This is a genomic window from Paludibacter sp. (assembly GCF_009712605.1).
Lineage (GTDB): Bacteria > Bacteroidota > Bacteroidia > Bacteroidales > Paludibacteraceae > Microbacter.
In genome coordinates, this window is the sequence record NZ_WASO01000015.1 from 22,501 (window position 1) to 43,775 (window position 21,275).

Consider the following 21,275-nt stretch of genomic DNA (forward strand, 5'->3'; position numbering starts at 1 on the left):
TCTATAGTATAATATATTTTATTTGGTTTCATGAAAAAGCTTATCTCTTTTTTTGTTGTATCACTGATGTTTAGTTGTTCGGCATTTGCTCAAAATGCCGTATCGCCGGCTCCGTTAGGATTTGATGTTGTTCAGACAAATATCCCTCACGGAAAAATCGATACTATTAGTTACAAATCAAAAACCGTAGGAACTGTTCGAAAGGCTCTGATTTATACTCCTCCGGGATATTCTAAGGATAAAAAATATCCGGTTCTTTATTTGTTGCACGGTATTGGTGGCGACGAAAAAGAATGGTTCCGCGAAGGACAGCCACAGGTGATTCTGGATAATTTATATGCTGCCAAAAAGGTAGAACCGATGATTGTAGTTCTTCCCAACGGACGCGCTATGAAAGACGACAGGGCAATTGGAAATATTTATGATGGAGTGAAAGTTCAGGCTTTTGCTACTTTTGAGCAGGATTTGCTGAAAGACCTCATTCCTTACGTAGAAAAAAACTATCCTGTTGTTAAAGATAGCCAACATCGTGCTATTGCCGGGTTGTCAATGGGTGGCGGTCAGTCATTGAACTTTGGCCTCGGCAACATGGACAAATTTGCCTGGGTAGGCGGCTTCTCATCGGCTCCCAACACCAAAATGCCAAAAGATATTTTGCCGAATCCCGAATTGGCAAAACAAAAGCTCCAGTTGTTATGGATTTCATGCGGAGATAAAGACGGTTTGATAACCAACAGCAAACGTACACATGATTATTTGGTAGCCAACAATGTTCCTCACATCTATTATGTCGATCATGGTTATCACGATTTCAAAGTATGGAAGAATAGCTTGTACATGTTCTCACAACTGCTGTTTAAACCGGTTGATAAATCTACTTTCGATAAGATAAGTAATGTCGGTCGTCCGGCAGAGAGCAATATCCGTTCAGCTCAATATCCTCAGATTTTACCTGATGGACGTGCTATTGTTCGCATCAAAGCGCCCGAAGCACAAAAAGTGCAGCTCGATCTGGGCAAAAAATACGACATGGTGAAGGGTGCCGACGGTGTGTGGGAAGCTACAACCGATTCGTTGAGCGAAGGATTTCATTACTATACCATTAATGTTGATGGAGTTGGAGTTTGCGATCCTTCCAGCGAAACATTCTACGGCATGGGCCGTGAGGCCAGCGGAATTGAGGTGCCTTTCCGTGGAGACAGCTATTACGAAACACGAAACATACCTCACGGTGATATCCGTATCAAACGCTATTATTCGGAAGTTACCAATTCATGGCGTAATTTCTACATGTATACACCTCCGGGATACGATCAGAATACCAGTGAAAAATATCCGGTACTTTACATCATGCACGGCGGTGGCGAAGATCAACGCGGTTGGGCTACTCAGGGGAAAACCGATCTTATTCTCGACAATCTGATAGCCGAAAAGAACGCCGTCCCGATGATTGTGGTAATGCCCGATGGAAATCTTCCGGCAGGTAATTTTGGAGAAGAAGGATTGAAGCTTTTTGAAAAAGAGATGAAACAAAGCGTTATTCCTTTTGTTGAGAAAAACTACAGAGTGAAAACCGATGCTCAATCACGTGCCCTTGCCGGTTTGTCGATGGGCGGCCTTCAAACGCTTTACATGGGTTTGTTTAATACCGACATGTTTGCTTATCTGGGAGTTTTTAGTTCCGGTTGGATTCAAAGTATGTTCAACGACGTGGCAAACAGACAGTATGAATATTTGCAAAACAACGTTGATAAAGTGAATGCAAACCTGAAAAAGCTTTGGCTTTCGCAGGGAGGAAAAGAGGATATTGCATGGCAAAACTGTCAGATTATGCGTGGCAAACTGGATGCAATGAAAATAAAATATGTTTACAGCGAATATCCCGGTGGACATACCTGGCCTGTTTGGAGAAACAATATCTACAATTTTGCTCAAGTGTTGTTCAAATAAACCTTTCCTAATCTATGCTACCATTTAGAAAAACATCTGTTATCCTTGCCTGTTTTCTGGGCACCTTTGCGGCATTCGGACAAAATAAGCCGGTGAGCAAACCATCTCAGACAACTATTTGCAACCCGATGAACCTTAGCTACCGGTTTTGCCTGGATGCTCCATCCAGACGTGAGGCGGCAGATCCAACTATGGTTACCTTCAAAAATGAGTATTATTTGTTTGCTTCCAAATCGGGTGGATATTTTCATTCGAAAGATTTGATTCATTGGGATTTGATAACTACCAAAGATCTTCCTATTGAAGATTATGCTCCGACTGCAGTTGTGATGAGGGATACGCTTTATTTTATGGCCTCCAAGAATGATGCTCCTTTAACTATCTATAAAACGGCCGATCCGAAATCAGGAAAATGGCAAATTGCCAATGCGGCATTCCCTATTGGGATGACCGACCCGGATCTGTTTGTGGATGATGACGGACGGCTCTACTTCTATTATGGTTGTTCCGATAAAAATCCGATCTATGCTGTAGAACTCGATAACAAAACATTGAATCCCATCGGCCAGCCAATTGCTTTGTTCAATAGTAACAAAAAAGAGCATGGATGGGAACGTTTTGGCGATTACAATGAAAAAGACGAGAGCCCATGGGTGGAAGGTTCGTGGATGACCAAACACAACGGAAAGTACTATTTGCAATATGCAGTTCCGGGAACACAGTTCAAGAGCTACTGCGATGGTGTGTATGTTTCCGACAAACCGCTGGGGCCGTTCACAGTTGCTTCGCATAATCCTGTTTCTGCAAAGCCGGAAGGGTTTATCGCCGCTGCCGGACACAGCAGTACGTTTCAGGACGTGTATGGCAACTATTGGCACATCTCCACCATGACGATTTCTCAAAAACATATGTTTGAACGTCGTTTGGGTTTGTTCCCAACGTTTTTTGATAATGATGGAGTGATGTACGTTTATACCGGATTTGGAGATTTTCCGTATAAAGTGCCCAATAAGAAAATTAGCAGTCCCGAAGAGTTGTTTCCGAAATGGATGTTGCTTTCGTACAACAAACCTGTTGCTGCTTCATCCGAGTTGCAGGGACATCCGGCACGGTATGCTGCCGACGAGGAGATCAGAACTTACTGGAGTGCAAAAACAGGTAACAAAGGAGAATGGATTGCCATGGATTTGCAAAAGCTGAGTACTGTCAATGCCGTACAGATCAATTTTGCCGAAAACAATACCAAAACGATGGGTCGTAAACCTGGTATTTATTATCAATACCTGCTCGAATATTCTACCGATGGTACAAACTGGAAGCCACTGGCGGATAAAACGAAGAATACGACGGATGTTCCCCACGATTATATAGAATTGAAAATGCCGGTGAAGGCTCGTTATGTACGACTGACCATCTATCACATGGCTGACGGTACGTTTGCCCTGGCAGGTTTACGCGTGTTTGGGAATGCAGGAGGGAAAGCTCCGACAGCACCTGATAAAGTCGATGCCGTGCGTAGCCAGATCGATCGCTGTGTGGTTAAAATGAGCTGGCCATCCAAACCGGATGTTGTGGGCTACAATGTCAGATACGGAACACAGAAAGATAAATTGTACAGCAACTATCAAATTCTGGGAAAGAACTCTGTTACAATCGGTAATTTGAACAGTAAACAGAAATACTATTTTGTTGTCGATGCATTCAACGAAAATGGCATTACAAAAGGGGATAAAGTGATAGAGCTGGAATAAAATCACCCCTATAATTATCCGAATTTAGAACAAAAATGTGGATAATTAGAAATGACAAACATGATCTTCATCGAACTTTGTATTGTAAAGTACCGATGTCATCCTGTTTCTGTTTGATGTCCCCAATAATCGGGCATTGAGCGGATTTGACTATAGCTGAATTTGCAGGGAATCCTGTGAAGTAATTACCCTTTTGTTCTAACCATGAAAATTGAGATGATAAAGATTGTATCAAGTCTCTTGATATTGTTTTGTCTTTCCGTGAATTTACAGGCCGAAAATGGCCATGCGCTTTGGCTGCGGTGTCAGAGTTCTGCGCCCGTTAGCGTGGTGTGTAGTAAAAAATCGATAGTAACAGAAATTGCAAGGCAAGAGTTACTGAATGGCTGGCAGGGGCAACCCGGAGCTTCGGTAAAACTTATCGTAAAACAAGATAAAGAGGTAAAAGGAGATGGATATAAACTGACTCCGGAGGGAGTTCAGGCAAATACCGATTTGGGTGTTTTGTATGGCGTTTATGATCTTTTGCGCCACCAGCAAACGGGAGAAACAATCAACCCCGGTGTATTTAATCCGTCTTATGAGCGTAGAGTGTTGAACCACTGGGATAACCAGAACGGAACAATTGAAAGAGGATATGCCGGACGGTCTATTTTTTGGAGAAACACCAAAGATTCATTGAATGTTACCGAAGCCGACAAAAAGCTCTGGAGAGAATATGCCCGGGCGAATGCATCAGTCGGCATAAATGGGGCAGTGCTCAACAATGTGAATGCCAATGCAGATGTACTGACAGACGTATATCTGAAGCGCGTTAAGGCAATTGCAGACGAGTTCCGCCCTTATGGTGTGAAGGTCTATTTGTCAGCTAAATTTTCTGCTCCGTCTCAGGTTGGAGGCTTGGCAACCTGCGATCCTTTAGATCCGTCCGTAATAAAATGGTGGCAGGCCAAAGTGAAGGAAATATATGCAATAATTCCTGATTTTGGAGGCTTTTTGGTGAAAGCCAACAGCGAAGGCCAGCCAGGTCCTCAGGACTACAAGCGAACTCATGCCGATGGAGCAAATATGATGGCGGATGCGCTTAAACCCTATGGTGGAATTGTGATGTGGCGGGCATTTGTCTACAGTGCGTCCGATAACGATCGTGCGAAACAGGCATATGAAGAATTTTTGCCCTTGGATGGGCAGTTTCGCGATAACGTAATTATTCAGGTGAAAAACGGTCCGGTTGATTTTCAACCCCGCGAACCGTTCAGTCCGTTGTTCGGCGCAATGAAAAAGACTTCCCTGATGCCTGAGATTCAGATTACACAGGAATATTTGGGACATTCCATTCATTTAGTTTTTCTTTCCACCATGTGGGAGGAATTTCTGAAAAGTGATACCTATCAGGAAGGAGAGGGGAGCACCGTTGCCCGTTGTACGGATGGAAGCCTTTTCCCTCAAAAACATACAGCCATTGCAGGCGTTGCCAATGTGGGGTTGGACGTAAACTGGTGCGGACATCAGTTTGCTCAGTCCAATTGGTATGCTTTCGGCCGATTGGCGTGGGACAACAAACTTACAAGCGGGCAAATTGCCGATGAATGGCTTAAGCTGACATTCAAACGAACCGTTGTCGAAAACAGCGATTGGCAAACTAACTTTTTAACCCCGGTAAAGCAGATGATGCTCGACAGCCGGGAAGCTGCCGTAAACTATATGATGCCGCTTGGGTTGCATCACATTATGTCAGCCAATGAACACTATGGACCTGGTCCGTGGTGGGCTCCAAAAAAAATGAGAAAAGACTGGACGCCACCATATTATCATCAGGCAGATTCCGTCGGCGTGGGATTTGACAGAACTCATGCCGGTAGCGATGCAGTCAGCCAGTATCACGAACCTTTGCATACTTTGTTCGACAAAGAACAGACCTGTCCTGACGAATATTTGTTGTGGTTTCATCATGTGCCCTGGAGTTTTAAGATGAAGAATGGCCGTTCTTTGTGGGATGAATTGTGTTATCGCTATAACAAAGGCCTGCATCAGGTTCGTGATTTTCAAAAGATTTGGGATACGGTGCAACCGTATGTTGATGAGGAACGATTTGTTCAAGTCCAGAGTAAACTGAGGAGTCAAAGCAGGAATGCTCAATTGTGGAAAGATGGTTGCTTGCTTTATTTTCAGCAATTCAGTAAAATGCCGATTCCGTATGAAATCGAACGTCCGGTAAATAATCTGGAATATTTGATACGTAATGATACAACACGTCATCAAAACTACGAACAGTAAAGAGACAAAAATTTACACCGTAGAACGTATGCTGTTTTGTAGAAGTGTTGGTATAATGAAGATTTACATGTTATTAAACGAAAATAAGATCATAAAAAAAATGAAATTCTTTCTATTCTTCGGGTTGTTTTTATTAAGCATAAATGGTTTTGCAAAAGACCCGAATTTCTATGTTTTCCTCTGTTTTGGACAATCAAACATGGAAGGTAATGCCCGCATAGAAGCTCAGGATACACTTGTAGATAGCCGTTTCCAGGTGCTGGAAGCTACTGATTGTGCTAATTTGGGACGTACTAAAGGTAAATGGTATCCGGCAGTTCCTCCTTTGTGCCGTTGTAAGACCGGATTGACCCCGGCGGATTATTTTGGACGGACTTTGGTCGCCAATCTCCCTGAAAAAGTAAAAATTGGAATTATCAATGTGGCGATAGGCGGCTGCAAAATTGAACTATTTGACAAAGATAATTATCAGTCGTATTTGGCAACAGCACCTCAATGGATGCTCAATATGGTAAAAGATTATGACGGAAATCCTTATGGACGTTTGGTTGAGATGGCAAAGCTGGCTCAAAAAGACGGAGTTATTAAAGGAATTTTAATACATCAGGGAGAGTCGAACACAAACGATACTCTTTGGACTAAAAAAGTGAAGCTCGTTTATGATAACCTGATGAAAGATCTGAAACTGAAACCTAAAAAAGTTCCTTTGTTGGCTGGCGAATTAGTGAGTGCAGATCAGGGTGGTGCTTGTGCAAGTATGAATGCCATTATTGGTACATTGCCAAAGGTGATCCCCAATTCATACGTCATATCTTCAACTGGATGTCCGGCAGCTAAAGATCACCTTCATTTTCTGGCCGAAGGTTACCGTACATTGGGCAAAAGATATGCTATCCAAATGCTTTCACTGCTAGGGTATCCTGTTGCTGATATAAAGTAAATGATTATTCCGGAATTATTATAATGGATTGACGCTGAATGTTATGTCTGCGTAACAATTAAAATGATAACAGTATGAAAATCTTTGCGCTAATTTCTATGCTTTTCATAGGAGCGATACACTTGTGTGCTCAAAATGAATTAATGCTTCAGGCCTCCGATTTGCAGGATAAGGTGATTCTGGATAGAGGATTTACAAGTGAAGCCGGAATAGCAGGAACACCGTATGTTAACGAGACAAATGCCGAAGGCTCGTTTTCCCTTTCAAATAAAACTGTAATAAAATCACTTACCCGTTTGAATTGCTATTATGGTAATTTTGAATTTGTAAGTAAAGGTAAAATTCATTTGGTAAATCCGGCTGGCATTGATAGCGTAAAGCTTGACGGTTCTGTTTATGTTTATAGAAATTTTAGCGCAGATGGTTCAAATCAACCCAAAGCCGTAAAGGTAATCGGGCGAAAGGGATCGAATGGCATTTACGAGTTCAGGCAAGCGGAATTCAAACCAGAAGTGAAGGCCGGAGGCTACATCGAGCCTAAACCTGCACGATTTGACTGGGTTGATCCGCTCTATTTGTTAGAGGCCAAGGGTAAAATTGTTGTGCTGAAAAATGTGAAAAGTCTAACAGATCTGTTTCCTCAGAACGAAGAGGCGATTAAGAAATATATAAAAGAGAATCGTATCAATTTCAGTAAACCAGACAAATTAAAACGTCTTTTGGACTATATCAGTCAACTTTGATAAAACAACCAATTCAAACATAATTCACATTCCAATGCGCAATTTATTTTGCTCTCTTGCAGGGCTATTGCTTTTGTCTTCATTCTCTTGCTTGCAAGCACAATCCGGTTCGGATAAGTCAAATTTTCAACAAGTAAACACGTATGTTAATCCGGTGTTGCCCGGCGATCATCCGGATCCAACACTCTTAAAAGTGGGGGACGATTTTTATCATTGCGGATCAACATTTCACTTTACCCCTTACATGCCCATTTATCATTCCAAAGATTTGGTACACTGGGAAGTAATCGGAAGAGTATTGCCGCCGTCCAAAGCTGGTTGGGTAACAGATCGTCCTTCTGCCGGTATTTGGCAGGGAGCAATTACATATTTCTATGGCTCTTACTGGATTTATTTTTCAGCTGGTGGTCAATGGTTTTGTAAAGCCGATTCTCCCACAGGGCCATGGTCGGATCCTGTACAGGTAAAAACCAATCCGGAAACCGGACCGTTAGGATACGACAACTCTATCTTTGTCGATGATGACGGAACTCCATATATGGTAATTAAGAATGGACAGAAAACAAACCGTATACAAGCGCTTGGACGCGATGGCCAGTTAGCAGGAAAGGTTATTGACCTTGACTGGGTGAACCGAAAGCTTCAATATAGCTGGGCTGAAGGTCCTGTAATGTGCAAACGCAATGGTTATTATTTTTACTTCCCCGCGGGTGATGTTTCCGGCGGGCAATATGTACTGAGATCAAAAGAACTGACCGCCGATTCCACGAAATGGGAACGTTTGGGTGAATTTTTCAAACCTATTACCGATCCTAATGTCGGCTTCCGCCGCCCTAACCATATGTCGGCACCCTATCAACTGGCAGACGGTACCTGGTGGTGTATTGCTCAAAGTTACGAGAAATATGATAACGATGACTGGTCGGGAACCGGTCGTCAAACCTCTCTCTATCCGGTTATCTGGGAAGGAGATCGTCCCTGGGGATTGGCTCCGACGACTCAACCTATTGCAAAACCTAAATTACCACAATCCGGAATTCTTTGGAGAAGCGCGCAAAGTGATAATTTTGAGGCTGGCGTGTTAAGCAATAACTGGCACTTCCTTACAAAGAAAGCGGCTGCAAACTATTCACTTTCGGCAAGAAAAGGGTGGGTGAGATTAACACCGGATTCTACCCGTACTCATTTGGTGCAAAAAGAGACAGATCATTACTATACAGTGGTAACCAAGGTAGATTTGAATGCAATTAATGTTGCGTCAAAGGCAGGTATCTACCTTACTAGTGGTAATCAAAAAGAGATTGTCAGACTCTATACCGGATTTGATAACGGGAAGAAAATTATACTGAACTTCAATGCTGAAACGCGTAGCATTGACAATCGATTCGGTAACGTTGTGTGGTTGAAACTGGCGCGTTTCGAACACAATCTGACCGCATATTGCAGTGGTGACGGGCGTAACTGGATTTCACTTGGTGCTCCTGTCAGCGCAGTTGAGCTGGATAAGGTTCAGCCAAATTATAACTCTTGGGTGGGAACGAGTGTTGGTTTGTTTGCAGAAGGAAAACCGGCCGATTTTGACTTCTTCATTTGTAAAGATGGTTATTCTTCTATGCCGGCTATCGGATATAGCAACTATTACGGTGTAGAAAAACAGGTAAAGGGAAATTATAAATGTGTGACTAATACCTCGGTTGACGGAGGATGGTTTATGATATCCGGTGTTGAGCTGGGAAAAGGATCCGTAAAAACCGTTAAACTGGAGGCAACTTCACAAGCAAAAGGCATGATTGAGATTTGGCTTGATGACCTGACAACCGGAACGTTGATAGCAAAAATACCGGTTAATGTTACAGGTGCTGCAGACTGGAAAACTTTTTCTGTACCGGTGAAACCTGTTTCGGGACACCATGATGTGTTTGTGAAATTCCCGAAAGGAAGCAAAGGTGACCTGTTTGTAAAGTCAATACAGTTTACCAAATAGCAAGTATTATTTCAGACAAAAAATTATTATCGTATGAAATACGTTTCTTTGATTGCAGCTGCATTTTTGTTTAGTGCTCAATTCATATCAGCACAACAACCGAGCCCGATAAAAACAGACAAAGGTTTGGTTCAGGGTATTTATGAAAACGGCCTTACGGTTTACAAAGGAATTCCCTTTGCAGCGCCTCCTGTCGGAGATCTTCGCTGGAAAGCACCTCTGCCTGCAAAAAGCTGGGAAGGTGTAAAGCAGGCAGATAAATTTGCACCTGCTCCTTTTCAGGGAGGCAACACTCCATCTGGGAAGAGCGAAGATTGTTTGTATCTGAATGTCTGGACTCCTGCAAAATCGGCAGGTGACAAAATTCCGGTACTTGTCTGGATTTATGGAGGAGGATTTAGCTTCGGCTCTACTTCAGAACCGGGTTATTCCGGAGAAAAGCTGGCACAAAAAGGAGTTGTTTTGGTTAGCATAGCCTACCGTGTTGGTCAGCTGGGTTTTATAGCTCATCCCGAATTGAGTGCCGAAAGCCCTGACCACGTTTCGGGTAACTATGGTTTACTCGACCAGATAGCTGCATTGCAATGGGTTAAGAAAAACATAGCAGCTTTTGGTGGTGACCCGAACAAGGTTACTATTTTTGGAGAGTCTGCCGGTGCTATTTCTGTTAGTATGCTTTGTGCATCGCCCAAGGCAAAAGGTCTTTTTCAGGGAGCCATTTCTCAAAGCGGAGGCTCTTTCGGACCTACCCGTTTGGTCTCTTTCCCTGGCGAAAACATGCAAACGCTTAAGCAGGCAGAAGCCGAAGGCGAAAATTATATGAAGAAAGCCGGCGTGACATCTCTTGCCGAGCTGCGGAAAATCTCAGCAGACAAACTCCCTATGGGATTTGGAATGCCCGGTGGCTGGCCGATTGTAGATGGTGTTGTTATTCCCGATGACCAGTATAAATTGTACGAAGCCGGCAAATACAACGATGTTCCGGTGCTTATTGGTTACAACTCTGATGAAGGAGCCAGTTTTTCGCACGAAAAAAAGCCTGAAGACTATTTTGCAGGAGTAAAAGGCCGTTATGGCAAATTTGCGGATGACCTTATAAAAGCCTATCCGGCAGCAGAAAATTCGGTGCCTAAAACAGCCCGCGACTTAGCACGTGATGCTGCCTTTGGCTGGCATACCTGGAGCTGGGCTCGTCTTCAGACACAAACTGGTAAGTCAAAAGCCTTTTTGTACTATTTCGATCAACATCCCGATTATCCGAAAGAGTCGCCACAATATGGCTTCGGATCGCCTCACGGACAGGATGTAGCATATGTATTTATGCACCTCGACCCTTCTAATCCCCAAACTACAAAATCGGACCTCGCGATATCGGAAGCCATGGGTACTTACTGGACAAACTTTGCAAAATACGGGACACCAAACGGCAATGGAAGTGTTGAATGGCCGGCATTTAACGAAGGGAAACCTTCTGTCATGTACTTGCAACAAACACCTCATGTTGGACCAGTACCCAGTCTGGAATCGCTCAAAGTGTTGGACAACTATTTCAAATGGAGAAGAAGCCCGGAAGGTGCAGCCTGGGCAAAATAATTCAGAAAGATGAAAAAACTAATTTATATCGCGGCATTTATTTTTTGTGCCTTTCAAAGTACAAATGCTCAAAGCAATAATTCGGTTAAGCCAGACTCTTTGTACAAAGATTTCAAGACCGAATTTATGTGGGAGGCAAAGGTGAAGATTAGCGGCATGATTAATGTCGGCGAAAGCAAAAGAGGAGTGCGGAGAGTGATTCCAATAACAGGTGGCACTTTCAGCGGGCCGAAAATTAAAGGCGTAGTGTTGCCCGGAGGTGAAGACTGGCAGTTGGTTCGTCCCGATGGCGACACGGAACTGAATGCCCGTTACCTCATGAAAACGGACGATGGATACACTTTTCAGGTTCTTAACCAGGCTTTGATTCATGTCGATGCTGCAACTAAATCGTTTTACTGTAAATCGGTCTTGGATTTCGAAGTACCTGAGAAAAGTCCGTATAGTTATCTGAACCATGCCATATTTCTGGGTACATTGAGAATGCCGGCATTGAAGCCCGGCGAAGAACCGTATGTTATTATCGGGGTGTATAAGGTTTTGTAAAAATTGTTGAGGTAGGCAATATCCGTTTAGGTATAAAACCGATACTACGAATAGGAGTCATCTTGACTTTTTATAATGTCGCTCCTACGGAGCTTTTGGTTCGTGAAAATGATAATTACTACCGCCCGATAGCTATCGGGAAATACTCCTAAAGGAGCATTTATTAAGCTTCGGAGAAGCGATATTATGGTAGAAATAGTTAATCAGTATTTTTTTAGAGCTCCATAGGAGCGAAATTACATTGTTTTATCAAAGTCGTGATGACTTTGATTATATTGAAATAACCATCTAATATCTATAAAATGAAACTTTTTTTTGTGTCGTGTGAGAAAATGAAAGACCATTTTTGCAGACAAAAACTGTTGATTCTCTTGTTAGTCCTTATCGGTATCAATCCCCAAAGTCTTTTGGTAAAAGCTGAAAAGCCCAAGTTACCGATTTATCTCAATACTTCTTATTCATTTAAAGAACGGGCTACCGATCTTGTTTCCCGAATGACTTTGGAAGAAAAGCAGAGTCAGTTGGGAAATACCATGCCTCCGATTCCTCGTTTAGGAGTCAAAAAATATGATGTTTGGGGAGAAGCTCTTCACGGTGTTGCCGGCCGGAACGACAATAGCGGAATGACCTCCACTTCCTTTCCTAACAGTGTCGCTGTGGGATGCACCTGGGATCCTGAGCTGATTAAGCGCGAAACAAACGTGATTGGTAATGAGGCAAGAGGATTTAACCACAACTACATTTTTACCCTCACATACTGGTCGCCAGTGGTGGAACCTACCCGCGATCCACGCTGGGGACGCACCGGAGAAACCTTTGGCGAAGATCCATTTTTGATTTCGCAAATAAGCAGCGGATTTATCCGTGGCTTGATGGGAGACGATCCGAAGTATTTGAAAGCTGTTCCTTGCGGCAAACACTTCTTTGCCAACAATACGGAGTTTAACAGGCATACGGGAAGCGCCAATATGGATGATCGCGATATGCGGGAATTCTATTTGTATCCTTACAAATCATTAATTGAGAAGGATAAACTTCCTGCAATTATGACAGCGTATAGTGCCGTGAATGGCGTTCCTATGTCGTCCAGTAAATTTCTTGTCGATTCGATTGCTCGCAAAACCTACGGATTGGACGGATATGTAACCGGTGACTGTGATGCGGTGGCCGATATTCTGAACGGTCATCATTATGCAAAATCGAAAGCTGAGGCAGCTGCCATGGCTTTAAAAACAGGTGTCGATTCCGATTGTGGCGGTATATACCAGTCCAGTGCTCTGGAGGCGTTAAAGCAAGGATTGATTACCGAAGCCGACATGGATAAGGCGCTGATTAATTTGTTTGCCATCAGAATGAAATTGGGCGAATTCGATCCTCAGAATATTGTTCCGTATGCAGGTATTAAACCCAATATAATCAACGATCCTTCCCATAACGACCTCGCATTGGAAATCGCCACTAAAACGCCTGTGTTACTCAAGAATAATATCTTAGCAAAGACCGGGAAAAAGGCACTGCCACTCAATGCAATGAATATCAAACGCATTGCGGTGCTTGGTCCGCAGGCCGATAAGGTGGAGCTAGGCGATTATTCAGGTGAAATTGAAGCTAAATACAGAATCACTCCGCTTGAGGGCATAAAAAGATACCTTGCAGACAACAACTATACCACTGAAGTGGTTTCTAAAGCAGGTGGAAATACTGAAAAACGGACTGACTTTTTCATGATTTCCGGATTCTCTACCGTCACTAAAAATAATACCGTAAAACAGTTTGATGCAACCAAGTTCGATGCTTCGGCTCCCGGTTTGATAGCAACCGAACGATTTGGCAGCAAGTCGGTGAAAGGTATCAAAGATGGAGACTGGACAGCTTATAATAACGTAGATATAACCGATGTAGATTCAATTCGGCTGAGCATGAATGTATCTCCCGAAGGAGGAACAATCGAGATTCGTGTCGGTTCGGCTACCGGTAATATTTTGGCCTCTAAAAAAATAGAGGGAACTCCTCAGGCAAACGGCGGATTCATGGGTTTTGGTGGAAGAGCCAAAAACTTTCCTGTGAAAATCAACACGTTGGGGATCACCGGCTCACAAACTCTTGTTTTGGTTTATCACGAAGCCGAAGTGCCTGCTACCGATAAAGAAACGCTCGATATGGCAGCTTCTGCCGATGTGGCTTTGGTGTTTGTCGGTACCGATCAGACAACCGGACGTGAAGAATCCGATCGGTTCTCTATTAATTTGCCGGGCAATCAGAATGAATTGATAAAGGCGATTTCATCTGTCAACCCGAATACAATCGTGGTTATTCAGGGTATGGGCATGGTAGAAGCCGAACAATTCAAAAACAATCCTAACATTTCCGGTATGATTTTTACCGGGTACAATGGTCAGAATCAGGGTGCTGCTATGGCTAAAGTCTTGTTCGGAGAAGTAAATCCGGGCGGCAAAACAAGCGTTACCTGGTACAAATCATTGAACGATTTGCCCGATTTCAACGATTATACATTGCGCGGCGCTACCGGTAAAAATGGCCGTACGTACATGTATTTCGATAAGGATGTTACCTACGAATTCGGATACGGACTCTCCTATACCACTTTTGCTTACAGCAATTTCGGGATCAGCAAAAACGCCATTACTCCAAACGATAAAATTACCATTACTGCCGATGTTAAAAACACAGGCGATGTGGATGGAGACGAAGTTGTTCAGGTGTATGTGAAAACTCCGGAAAGTGCAGCTTCGCTCCAAAGACCGATCAAACGCCTGAAAGGTTTTAAGAGAGTGACCATTCCGAGAGGTCAAACACAAACCGTTTCGATAGATATTGATTGTGCTGACCTCTGGTTCTGGGATGCTGCTAACAAACGGATCATGTTCGATCAGGGTAAATATGTCTTTGAAATCGGCGCTTCTTCCAGAGATATTAAAGGCGAAGTTTCGGCTAACATGACTGGCACATACAAGTCAGTTTTATCTACTGTCGTAGCCGAAGGCGACAAAACTGTTTTGCGTCCGGGCAATACTTTGCAAACCAGCGTGACGGCATCCATGTCGGATGATAGCTTCTGTAATCTCAGCAAAGCTCAGGTAACCTACAAAAGCAATAACCCTGCGGTTGCCAGCGTTGACAACACCGGCAAAGTAACGGCTAAGAGTGCCGGAGTCGCATCGATCATCGCTTCTGTAACAGTGGACGGAACCACCGTTTCCAATAGCTATCCCGTAAAAGTAATGCCTGATCTTACCCCCAAATCGATAAAAATCAACGGAAAAGAAATTCAGGGCTTTAATAAAGATGAGAAGGCATATAGTTATTTGCTGAAGAAAAACGCTAAATTGCCGGTTATCAAAGCAACGGCGTTTGACAATAGCATTTCGGTGGATATCGAACAGGCTAAAGAGATTCCGGGGACTGCAATTGTGAAGTTTATCGACAATAATACGTTTGAAACCAACACATATTATTTTAACTTTGATGCTGCTTCGGAAAGCGATGATTTCAATGCGGCTTCTGCAGGAAAACAGTGGCAGTGGCTCCGGGAAAACAGTGCGAATTACAGCTTTACCAAGGTTCCGGGTTCGCTCACTATTACTACCGAAAAAGGCGATATATCCGAAGGCAGCAATGATGCAAAGAATGTTCTCCTGCAAAGTGCAAACAACGATTGGGTGGCCGAAACAAAGCTGGTAGGTTCGAGAGTTCCGTCTCAGCCCGAAAACGCTGGTCTTGTTGCTTATCAGGATGACAATAACTTTGTAAAATTAATGCTTCGTGCAGTAACCAAGACCTCGCGTCAGGGACGTGGCCCCGGAGTACAAGCCGGAACTGTTGATCTGGTGGTAGAAGAGAATGGAATTGCAAAGTCTGCAGCTTCGTTCAACCTCCGGCAAGAGGTTACGGGCAGCAACTCTTTGATTTTGAAATTGGAAAAGAATGGTGGTGCTTATACCGCTTATTATTCGTTGGATGGAACAAAATTCGAGAAACTCGGCACAGCAAAAAGTTTCCTCAAAAACATAAAAGTGGGTTTGATAGCATGTGACGGGGTTATCATTCAAAGTATGAAAAATACATTCTGGTTTGATCCCGATACGACCAAACCAGCAACTCCGTTTGATGTTTCGTTCGACTATTTCCACATCACCAATAGCGGACGAAAATAACACGATAAAGGAATAAGCTGAAGACTTGTGTCTTTGGTTGGCAAACGACTTTTGCATAGATGCTTAAGTAGTCAGTGTATTTACATGAAACGATCTTGTTCTGTCAGGATCGTTTCATGTGCATTTAAATAAGAAAATTATATTCACATGAAGAACACAAAGATAATTACCGTTTTATTGGCTTTTGCCGGTATGTTTTACACAGGAGCGTTTGCACAGAATGCAAAAGTAGTATCTCCCAATCAAAAGGTTAGCGTCGAACTCTGTAGTCGTCAGAATACGGATGCCGGAAGTTGGTATCTGAAGGTCTCGTACCAGAACGGAGTGACACCGACTGAAGTCATTCCGCAAATCAATCTCGGTCTTTTGCGCAGCGATCAGGATTTTTCTAAAGCATTGAAACTGATCCGGACGGGTAAACCTGTTTCGATTCATGATGATTATACGGTTTTGCATGGTAAACGTGCGCATTGTACCAATCAGGCAAACGAATTGACGGTTGCTTTTGAAACGCCTTCCAAAGCAAAGTTGAACCTTATAATGAGAGCTTACAACGACGGCGTGGCTTTCCGTTACGAATTTCCCGAAAAATCGGGTTCGTTTGTGGTAAAAGACGAATTTACAGCTTATTCCATACCGGATAGCACGAAACGATGGTTGGAAAAATTCAATACGGCCAATGAAGGGCTTTATTCGTCGATGGTAGATGCAAAAGTGCAGCAGGACTGGGGCTATCCGGCTCTGTTCAATACTCCTGATAAATCGTGCTGGTACCTGATTCACGAAGCCGATCTCGACCGTAATTACTGCGGATCTAAGCTTTCAAATGCAGGAACAGCTACCGAATATAAAATTACTTTTCCCGACCAATGGAATGGCCGTGGGAAAGGCGAGTCGCAACCGACCGTTACCTTGCCCTGGAAATCACCCTGGCGCGTGATTGTGGTGGGAAGCCTTTCCGATATTGTAGAATCAACGTTGGTGGACGATGTTTGTCCTCCTTCTGTTGTGGCTAAAACCGATTGGATCAAACCCGGCATTGCTTCGTGGAACTACTGGTCGGACAACCACGGTACGAAGGACTACAAAACAGTGTGCGAATTTGCTGATTTGGCCGCAGCAATGGGTTGGCCTTATACATTACTCGATTGGGAATGGGATGCTATGGGCAATGGCGGAAAGCTGGAAGATGCGCTTAAATACATCAAATCCAAAGGGCTTAAACCGCTGATGTGGTACAACTCCGGCGGAGATCATACCTGGGTGTCGGCTACGCCGAAAGACCGCATGCTGACTCACGAAAATCGCGTTGAAGAGTTTACCAAACTAAAAAATCTGGGCGTGGCAGGGGTGAAGATCGACTTTTTTGAAAGCGAAAAGCAGGATATGATTAAGTATTATCTGGATATTCTGGACGATGCAGCCAAGTTTGGAATGATGGTTTATTTTCACGGTTGTTTAGTGCCGCGCGGCTGGGCTCGCACCTATCCACACCTGATGACATACGAAGGTGTTCGCGGTGCCGAATGGTACAACAACGGACCCGAATTTACCACGACAGCCCCCGAGCATAATACCGTGTTGCCATTTACCCGTAATGTGGTTGGCGCAATGGATTATACGCCGGTAACGTTTACCAATTCCCAGTTCCCTCACACCACTTCCTATGGTCACGAACTGGCATTAAGCGTTGTATTTGAATCAGGGATAGAGCATTTTGCCGACAGACCCGAAGGGTATTATTCGTTGCCGGATGCTGCCCGCACATTTCTGAAAGAGGTGCCGAATACGTGGGACAATACCAAATTACTTGATGGTTATCCAGGTAAATACATCATTATTGCCCGTCAGAAAGGCAACGACTGGTACATCGGAGGTATCAGTGCTGAGAATATGCGCGAAAAGAGAACAAAACTGGAATTCGGTTTTCTCCCTGAAGGAGTGAAATATAAGCTGACGCTGATTGCCGATGGCAAACACGACAAAGAATTTTCTACGCAATATCTGGTGGTAGATAAATCATCATCGGTAGATATCAAGATGCTCCGGAGAGGAGGATTTGTTGCCAGTCTGCGACCTTTGTTGTGATGCAAATAGTGACATAATTAGTCCGACTTTCGCAACCTTTTAATGACTTGTAGATAGAGGATTTTGAACTGTTGGTTGGGATATAAGATCTGTTATAGTTGCTTATATGTGGGTCTCAAGCCAATTCCTTTTACTTTTTGTCTTGAAACAAAAAGTAAACAAAAAATTCAAGGCTATGCCCGCTTCGCTCAAAAAACCGGCGTTCATCAACGGAAATCGCCCAAACTTGTTTCCTCCTTTTGTCGGAAACTTCAAACAAGGACGATTTTTGCGTCGCTTCACTTGTTTTTTAGCTTACGCTGACCGTTGGTTGTCTCACCGGACAAGGCCGCTCCAATCTGCATGAGCAAGATAGATAAAAATAGGAAAGGCCTATTTTTATAATATTTGAGAAAAACAGACCCGAAGGGATAAACAAAGAATACCCAACAGACGGAAAGCTGTTTGAGTGAGTAGGCCAGTTGCAAACGTTTGATGATGCGAAAAAGTTTCATGGCCGAGCGAACGAGTTCTTTCCGTCAATGTTTTTGCTTCCTTTTTGCGCCAAAAAGGAAGGCCTGCCGCAGGCAAAGGACAAATAAAATTTGATAATTAATTACATATTCATGGAAACAGCAATGTTTAAAACTTTTGGGAAAGGCATTTGTGTATCTGCTTTTCTGTTGTTGTCTGCAACATCCTGGGGTCAACAGTTGCCCTATCAAAACCCGAATCTGAGTTCCGAGGCGCGCGCTCAAGATCTCATTTCGCGATTGACGCTTACCGAAAAAGCGACACTGATGTGCGATCAGTCGGATGCGATTCCCCGTTTGGGAATTAAGAAGTTCAACTGGTGGAGCGAAGCGCTTCATGGGTATGCCAACAACGATAGTGTCACCGTTTTTCCTGAACCGGTGGGTATGGCCGCTTCGTTCGACGACAAGCTGTTGTACCGTATTTACAATGCTATTTCCGATGAAGGTCGTGCCAAATATAATTTGTGGTTGCAACGGGGCAATGAGAACAAGCGCTTCCTCAGCCTTTCGGTGTGGACCCCGAATGTCAACATTTTCCGGGATCCGCGCTGGGGACGCGGACAGGAAACCTACGGCGAAGATCCGTATCTCACTTCACGAATGGGCGTGCAGGTGGTGAAGGGTTTGCAAGGGCCTGCCGATGCAAAATACCGTAAGTTACTGGCTTGTGCCAAACACTATGCCGTACACTCCGGACCGGAATGGAGTCGTCACGAACTCAACTTGAACAATGTAAACCCACGCGAACTGTACGAAACTTACCTGCCGGCTTTCAAAGCTTTGGTGCAGGATGCCGATGTGCGTCAGGTGATGTGTGCTTACCAGCGTCTGGACGATGAACCTTGTTGCGGAAACACCCGCCTTTTGCAACGTATCCTTCGCGATGAGTGGGGCTATAAGTACATGGTAGTTTCCGATTGTGGTGCCGTAACCGACTTTTTTACCAGCCACAGAGTATCGTCGGATGCTGTTCATGCCGCATCAAAGGCCGTTTTGGCAGGAACCGACGTAGAGTGTGTATGGGAAAACTATCCATTCAAAGACCTGCCTGCAGCTGTCGACAAAGGTTTGATTAAAGAATCCGATATTAACAAAAGCTTGCTTCGTGTACTGACAGGCCGTTTCGATCTGGGCGATTTCGATGATAACTCTATTGTTCCCTGGGCTCAGATACCGGCATCGGTGTTGAACAATCAGGAACACCGCCAACTGGCACTGGACATGGCTCGCGAAGCAATGACACTGCTTCAGAATAAAAAGAATCTGTTACCGTTGTCGAAAACGGGAAAGCAGATTGCCGTTATCGGTCCGAATGCCAACGATAAACCGATGCTTTGGGGTAACTACAACGGAACGCCGGTGCATACCATTTCTATCCTTGACGGAATAAAAACAAAGATTTCGGACAAAAAAATAATGTATGACAAAGGCTGTGACCTTGTAGAAGATAAAGTGACACAAAGCTATTTCGATCAGCTCTCGTCCGGTAATAAAAAAGGATTTAAGGTGACCTACTGGAATAATATCGACCGTAGCGGCGATCCTGTTGCTACCGTACAAATCTCCAACCCAATTAAAATGACGACTGCCGGTCAGCACGAGTTTGCTTCGGGCGTAAAACTGGAAGGTTTTTCCGGGCTTTTTGAAGCCGAATTTACCCCAAAAGTATCGGAAGAACTGGTATTTAAAGGAGGAGCAACCGGTGATTTCGAACTGATTGTAAACGGTCAGTCTCTTCAGAAATATAGCAACTGGCGGACATTGCCTTCGCGTATTCCTTTCAAGGTAGAAGCCGGCAAAACATACAAAATCGAAATCAGATATGCACAGAAAAACAACTGGCAGGCAAACATAGAACTTGATTTCGGCAAAGAACTCAATGTGGATTATACCAAGCTGATTGATAAGTTGAAAGGTGTTGAAACGGTGGTCTTTGTCGGTGGTTTGTCCGGAAGCCTTGAAGGAGAAGAAATGCCGGTGTCGTATCCGGGTTTCAAAGGAGGCGACCGTACCAATATTGATCTTCCGGCTGTTCAGCGTAACTGTCTGAAAGCATTGAAAGAAGCCGGTAAAAAAGTGATTTTTGTCAATTGTTCGGGTTCCGCCATTGCGCTGACTCCCGAAACCGAATCGTGTGATGCCATTCTTCAGGCATGGTATCCCGGCGAATTGGGAGGCCAGGCTGTTGCTGACGTGCTTTTCGGGGATTACAATCCTTCGGGCAAGCTGCCAATCACCTTTTACAAAAGTTCCGCTCAGTTGAAAGACTTTGAGGATTATTCGATGAAAGGACGCACTTACCGTTACATGACTGATGCTCTCTTTCCTTTTGGCTATGGCTTGAGCTATACCAAATTTACTATCGGTAATGCTACTCTCGACAAAAATACGCTGAGTGCGAATGAAGATGTAAAAGTGACGATTCCGGTTTCTAATACAGGTAAACGTCAGGGAACGGAAATTTTACAGGTGTATGTCCGTAAGGTGAACGATGTGGACGGTCCGCTCAAAACATTGAAAGGATTTCAGCGCGTTAGTCTCAATGCAGGGCAAAAAACAAATGTCACTATCGATTTGCCTTCTTCTTCGTTTGAATTCTACGACTGGAGCCAGCGTAAGATGATGGTTACTCCGGGCGAATATGAAATTTTCTATGGCAATAGCTCGGATGCGAAAGACCTGAAAAAAGCCACGGTTGTTATTCGATAAATAA

10 protein-coding genes and 1 pseudogene are annotated in these 21,275 nt (G+C 43.9%); all 11 read left to right on the plus strand.

What is annotated here, in order from left to right; all coding sequences use genetic code 11:
- Positions 1–30: 30 nt before the first annotated feature.
- The 11 genes and pseudogenes from F8N35_RS12770 to xyl3A all read left to right on the plus strand — a co-directional run bounded on the left by F8N35_RS12770 (position 31) and on the right by xyl3A (position 21,271).
- Positions 31–1,950: an alpha/beta hydrolase-fold protein gene (locus tag F8N35_RS12770; RefSeq protein ID WP_293053692.1), complete on the plus strand. Its 1,920-nt coding sequence runs from the start codon at positions 31–33 to the stop codon at positions 1,948–1,950.
- 14 nt (positions 1,951–1,964) lie between these two features.
- Entirely contained in the window at positions 1,965–3,701 is a 1,737-nt protein-coding gene (locus F8N35_RS12775) for a family 43 glycosylhydrolase (RefSeq protein ID WP_293053694.1), read from the plus strand.
- 216 nt (positions 3,702–3,917) lie between these two features.
- The gene (locus F8N35_RS12780; protein ID WP_293053696.1) at positions 3,918–5,978 is read left to right on the plus strand and encodes an alpha-glucuronidase; all 2,061 of its coding nucleotides are present in this window, start codon (positions 3,918–3,920) and stop codon (positions 5,976–5,978) included.
- A 100-nt stretch (positions 5,979–6,078) separates the two neighbouring features.
- Positions 6,079–6,891, plus strand: a pseudogene (locus F8N35_RS12785) (sialate O-acetylesterase); the annotation flags it as partial.
- 101 nt (positions 6,892–6,992) lie between these two features.
- Positions 6,993–7,661, plus strand: a complete 669-nt coding sequence (locus F8N35_RS12790) for a hypothetical protein (RefSeq protein WP_293053698.1) — start codon at positions 6,993–6,995, stop codon at positions 7,659–7,661.
- Between the two features lie 34 nt (positions 7,662–7,695).
- Positions 7,696–9,645, plus strand: coding sequence for a family 43 glycosylhydrolase (locus tag F8N35_RS12795; RefSeq protein WP_293053700.1), 1,950 nt, complete (start codon positions 7,696–7,698; stop codon positions 9,643–9,645).
- 33 nt (positions 9,646–9,678) lie between these two features.
- Positions 9,679–11,238, plus strand: coding sequence for a carboxylesterase family protein (locus tag F8N35_RS12800; RefSeq protein WP_293053702.1), 1,560 nt, complete (start codon positions 9,679–9,681; stop codon positions 11,236–11,238).
- Positions 11,239–11,247: 9 nt separating this feature from the next.
- Entirely contained in the window at positions 11,248–11,784 is a 537-nt protein-coding gene (locus F8N35_RS12805; RefSeq protein WP_293053704.1) for a DUF3237 domain-containing protein, read from the plus strand.
- Positions 11,785–12,086: 302 nt separating this feature from the next.
- The gene (locus tag F8N35_RS12810) at positions 12,087–15,959 is read left to right on the plus strand and encodes a glycoside hydrolase family 3 C-terminal domain-containing protein (protein WP_293053706.1); all 3,873 of its coding nucleotides are present in this window, start codon (positions 12,087–12,089) and stop codon (positions 15,957–15,959) included.
- A 147-nt stretch (positions 15,960–16,106) separates the two neighbouring features.
- A complete protein-coding gene (locus F8N35_RS12815) occupies positions 16,107–18,047 on the plus strand; it encodes a glycoside hydrolase family 97 protein (RefSeq protein WP_293053708.1) in 1,941 nt (646 codons plus the stop codon).
- A gap of 605 nt (positions 18,048–18,652) precedes the next feature.
- The gene (gene xyl3A, locus F8N35_RS12820) at positions 18,653–21,271 is read left to right on the plus strand and encodes a xylan 1,4-beta-xylosidase (protein ID WP_293053710.1); all 2,619 of its coding nucleotides are present in this window, start codon (positions 18,653–18,655) and stop codon (positions 21,269–21,271) included.
- Positions 21,272–21,275: the final 4 nt, after the last annotated feature.